This window comes from Pseudomonas sp. GW822-FHT02E03 (assembly GCF_058802325.1).
In genome coordinates this window covers 1-4,322 of sequence record NZ_JBXAOA010000090.1, presented here as the reverse complement: position 1 = coordinate 4,322, position 4,322 = coordinate 1, and the positions used below count along the sequence as shown (strand labels likewise).

The 4,322-nt window shown below is 59.0% G+C and carries 5 protein-coding genes; 1 reads left to right on the top strand and 4 read right to left on the bottom strand.

Features of this window, described 5'->3' with window-relative positions; genetic code table 11:
- Positions 1-95: 95 nt before the first annotated feature.
- The 4 genes from AC1RQB_RS28110 to AC1RQB_RS28095 all read right to left on the bottom strand — a co-directional run bounded on the left by AC1RQB_RS28110 (position 96) and on the right by AC1RQB_RS28095 (position 3,508).
- Positions 96-287, bottom strand: coding sequence for a PLDc N-terminal domain-containing protein (locus AC1RQB_RS28110; RefSeq protein ID WP_063342991.1), 192 nt, complete (start codon positions 285-287; stop codon positions 96-98).
- Positions 288-370: 83 nt separating this feature from the next.
- A complete protein-coding gene (locus AC1RQB_RS28105) occupies positions 371-901 on the bottom strand; it encodes a hypothetical protein (RefSeq protein WP_008076371.1) in 531 nt (176 codons plus the stop codon).
- A gap of 153 nt (positions 902-1,054) precedes the next feature.
- A complete protein-coding gene (locus AC1RQB_RS28100; RefSeq protein ID WP_007898805.1) occupies positions 1,055-1,573 on the bottom strand; it encodes an ankyrin repeat domain-containing protein in 519 nt (172 codons plus the stop codon).
- 96 nt (positions 1,574-1,669) lie between these two features.
- Positions 1,670-3,508 carry a long-chain-acyl-CoA synthetase gene (locus tag AC1RQB_RS28095; RefSeq protein WP_063342990.1) on the bottom strand — a complete coding sequence of 613 codons (1,839 nt, stop codon included), beginning with the start codon at positions 3,506-3,508 and terminating at the stop codon, positions 1,670-1,672.
- 354 nt (positions 3,509-3,862) lie between these two features.
- Here AC1RQB_RS28095 and AC1RQB_RS28090 point away from each other — a divergent pair, with 354 nt between their 5' ends.
- The gene (locus tag AC1RQB_RS28090; protein ID WP_007898807.1) at positions 3,863-4,141 is read left to right on the top strand and encodes a DUF3509 domain-containing protein; all 279 of its coding nucleotides are present in this window, start codon (positions 3,863-3,865) and stop codon (positions 4,139-4,141) included.
- Positions 4,142-4,322: the final 181 nt, after the last annotated feature.

Below are 4,322 nucleotides of genomic sequence, written 5' to 3'. Positions count from 1 at the left end.
CCCCCCCCCCCCCCCCCCCCCCCCCCCCCCCCCCCCCCCCCCCCCCCCCCCCCCCCCCCCCGCTCCCACAGGTTCTGTGTTGCAGGCGAAACCGATCAGATCCGCACGTTACCTCGTGGCCCGGCGATGGCCCAGATGATCAGGCCCAGGACCGGCAGCAGGAGGATCAATAGCACCCAGATGATTTTCATCCCGGTCTCGGCGCCACTTTTAAGCACGTTGATGATGGCCCAGATATCCAGGGCAAGAACAATCAGGCCAACCAGGCTGTTGAACGTGGAACCCATGGTGACGCTCCCGAAGAGTGGTATGCCCTCTTAGGATAGTCGGGCCTTACGAGGGTTCCGTTTTATTAGCGTCGTAGACGGCTTCAGACGTGGATCGCGACTTTCAGGGCTTCCAGGGATGGCGCCGCGGCGATGCCGACTTCGGCGCACAACTCCAGCACCCGTGGCACGTCATTACCGTAGACCAGCACCACTTGCAGTTCGTCGTCGAGCAACTGACTGAAGTTCATCAGCGTGTAACCGCCGTTTTCCTTGTTCATGCTGCTCATCTGCACCTGAATGCGATTGAGCGCCGTCAGGGCTTCGGTCTTGGCCAGTTGCTTGGGTTTGATGTTGAAATCGACGCCGGGGCCGAACGAAGCGACGATCTGCGCGAACAGGTCCATGTAGGTGTCGGCCTGGAACAGCACGGTTTCCGGCAAGCTGCCGACGACCACCCACTCACCCAACGGGATCGGGAAGGTGTCGTCGTAGTTGATGTCCGGATTGGCCGTCAGAAAAGCTTCTGGATCGGCGTAGGCCTGAGCCGCTTCGTCAGCGACTTTCAGGATTTCGTCATCGCTCATGCACCCGGAGCTGATTTTGCTGATGAGTTCGACGAGTGCGGCTTTCATGAGGTGGATCCTGTAGCGAGGGAGATTTGAGGGCGCGAAGGATAACGCATTACATGTAGGAGCGAGGCTTGCCCGCGAAGAAGATGATGCGGTTTAACTGGGAAACCGAGTTATCGTTCTTCGCGGGCAAGCCTCGCTCCTACGGATTTGAGATCAGGCCAGGAGTTTCTGCAGCTGAGCCGTGGTATCCACCGCCCCCATGGTTTTGGCCGCGTCCAGCGCGGATACGCCGTTGGCATCCTTGGCTTTCGGGTCGGCGCCTTTGCTGATCAGGTAGTCGACGATTTCGACGCGGTTGAACATTGCCGCCATCATCAACGCAGTGCGACCGTCGAAGGACGAACCTTCCACTTGCGCGCCACCTTCAACCAGCGCCTTGACCACCGCCAGATCACCTTTGAATGCCGCGCCGGCAATCGGGCTCTGGCCGTTGTCATTGCGGATTTCCGGGTCGGCCTTGTGCTCGAGCAGGACTTTTACCGTCTCGACATGGCCGTGGTACGCGGCGAGCATCAGCAAGGTGTCGCCCTTGTGGTTGCGCAGGTTAGGTGGCAAGCCCTTGGTCAGCAGCGCAGCCATCATGGCCGCATCGCCCTCGCGCGCTTTGTTGAACACCTGTTCGGCAAATTCAGCAGCCTCTTCGGGCGTCATCTGGCGGCTTTTGTCTGACATTGGGGACTCCACATTCGGTCAATCGGAAAGCCGATAGTTTCCCGAGCGCTCCGGAACCTGTCACTTCTTTTTTCTCATGGATGGCTATAGCCACATTCAATAGCGATACCTGCCGCCCTGGATATCCGCCAGCACCTGCTCGGTGACTTGCACGTAAGTCTGGGTGCCCGGCAACCAGGCGTAGATCGGGTCCTCGCCGGTTTTGTTCGGGTCGAAGGCTTCGTCCTTGAGTCGCGTCTTCTGGTATTTGAAGGTTCCGGTGGTTTCCATTTTCACTTTCACCCGTAGGAAAAGTGGCACTGCATAGGCAGGCATTTGCTGTCTGGCGAAAGCCAGCAACTCGCTGAAATCCAGGGTCGCCAGGGATTCAGCCGGCGTGATTGCCGCCATCCCGGCACGCCCGTTGGTGTTGTGGATTTCCACGCCATAAGCCACGGCTTCGGCGATCTGCGGATGTTGCAGGAGGATGTTCTCGACCTCGGTGGTCGAGACGTTTTCACCCTTCCAGCGGTAGGTGTCGCCCAAGCGATCGACAAACTGCGCGTGGCCAAAACCGATGTTGCGCAGCAGGTCACCGGTATTGAAGTAGTGGTCGCCCTTCTTGAACACGTCGTGGAGCACGACTTTTGCGGTCTTCTGCGGATCGGTGTAGCCGTCCAGCGGCGCCTTGTCGTCGATCCTCGCCAGCAGCAAACCCTGCTCGCCCTTGGCCACTTTGCGCATGAAACCCTTGGTATCTCGCGTGGGTGCGCCGCTGTCGTGGTCGTACGCCACCAGTTCCCATGACATCAGGGAAAAACCGATGGTGTTGTCGAAGTTGAGGATGTTGGTGAAGCCGATATTGCCGTCGCTGGCGGCGTACAGCTCGCAGATATGGTCAACGGCAAAACGCGTCTTGAACTCGCTCCACGCGCCGGGGCGCAGACCATTGCCGATCATCTTCGTCACGTTGTGGCGACTGTCGTCGACGCTGCGCGGTTGATCCACCAGGTAACGGCACAATTCGCCGACGTAACCGAGGGTGGTCGCCTGGTATTTGCGCACGTCACTCCAGAACTGGCTGGCGCTGAACTTGCGGCGGATGGCAAACCCCGACGCCCCGCTGATTGCCGAGCCCCAGCACACGCAGAGCCCGGTGGCGTGGTACAGCGGCAAGGTGCAATAGACGACGTCTTGCGGCTGCATGTCCAGGGCAATCAGCCCGAAGCTGGCGGAGCTGCGCATCCAGCGGCCGTGTTTGAACACCCCGGCTTTGGGCAACCCGGTGGTGCCCGAGGTATAAATGTAGAAACAAGGATCGTCGAGAAAAACCTGCTGGCTGCTGACGGGGTTATCGCCGCACGCTTGGGCGCTGACCGTCATCAGGTTGATGAAGCCATCGGGCGAATTGCCCGGATCGCGATAAGTGTCTTGATCGGCGACAAACCAGGTGCGCGCCGTATCGATAGACACCCGCTCGCGTACCGCATTAAAGGCTGGAACCAGCTCTTCTCCGACCACGATCGCCACCGGCGCCACCAGGTTCAGGCTATGGGCCAGGGTATCGCGGGTCTGGGAGGTATTGAGCAAGGCGCTGATCGCGCCGACCTTGGCCACCGCCAATATCGTCACCAGCAGCTCCGGACGGTTCTCGATAAAGATCGCCACCACATCGCCCTTGCCGATGCCTTGGGCAATCAGGTGATGGGCAATGCGATTGGCCCACTGATTGACCTGGGCATAAGTGAGTATCACCTCACCCTGCAGCAAGGCCGGGCCATCGGGGTTGCGCAACGTCGCCTGCTCGAAGCTCCAGCCGAGGCCACACGGTTGGGTCGGGTCCTTGACGTTGGCGGCTTTCATGCCCTTCACCACGCGGGGAATGGCTTTGGCAATGGAAGGCAGCTTGCGGAGCATCATGCCCCAGGTAATCGTGTCGTTCAGCGTGCGGCTCATTGATGCTCCCGTTCGATTTTCTTATTGTCGGGTGGCGTTGTTTGAGGCCGAAAATACGTCAGCGGTTCTTGAGCTGTACACGCGGTTTTTGCAATGTTTTGTATCCGCGACCCAAGCGTCTGGACCGGCGATCGAAAAGCGGAACCCTGGCGTCGTGATTGGTTCCATCGAATCGCGACCGACCACGCAAAATGCAGGATGCACGATGGCCATTCATGCAGATTGCACGAAAGCATAAAAACGCCTAATTACTAACCTATTGATTTATATGTATTTTTAAAAAATCAGGGGCTGGCACAATCACTGCAACTACCTCTCCATGTTGCCCTTCAAGCACAAACGGAGCTGATAGACATGAGCCTGATCCAGGAAAAATTTTCGTCGCTATTCTCCAACTTCGAAGTGACCACCCAGCCACGGCCTGACGGTGGCATTCTGCTGACCCTGCGCAGTACGGACGGCAAAGTCTTCAAACGTTCGATTTCCTACCAGCAATTGCATGCCGGCGATCAGCTGTCGTGGGTGATCAGCGCGATACGTCGTGACGTCGCCGAACAGGCCAGCGAACTGCCGCAGATCTCCATGCTGCAAAGTCAGCAACGGTTCGCCTTGCCGACCTATCACTCGGTTTAAATCCTGCAGTTGTATAAATAAACACGCTACAAACAAACAGGCCGTGAACGCTTTCGCTTCACGGCCTGAATTGTTTCTGGCTTTGCACAACCCTTGTAGGAGCAGAGGGGGGGGGGGGGGGGGGGGGGGGGGGGGGGGGGGGGGGGGGGGGGGGGGGGGGGGGGGGGGGGGGGGGGGGGGG

Excerpts from the sequence above, each read along its gene's own strand:
- AC1RQB_RS28110 (WP_063342991.1), bottom strand. The coding sequence starts at position 287 with ATGGGTTCCACGTTCAACAGCCTGGTTGGCCTGATTGTTCTTGCCCTG.
- AC1RQB_RS28105 (WP_008076371.1), bottom strand. The coding sequence starts at position 901 with ATGAAAGCCGCACTCGTCGAACTCATCAGCAAAATCAGCTCCGGGTGC.
- AC1RQB_RS28100 (WP_007898805.1), bottom strand. The coding sequence starts at position 1,573 with ATGTCAGACAAAAGCCGCCAGATGACGCCCGAAGAGGCTGCTGAATTT.
- AC1RQB_RS28095 (WP_063342990.1), bottom strand. The coding sequence starts at position 3,508 with ATGAGCCGCACGCTGAACGACACGATTACCTGGGGCATGATGCTCCGC.
- AC1RQB_RS28090 (WP_007898807.1), top strand. The coding sequence starts at position 3,863 with ATGAGCCTGATCCAGGAAAAATTTTCGTCGCTATTCTCCAACTTCGAA.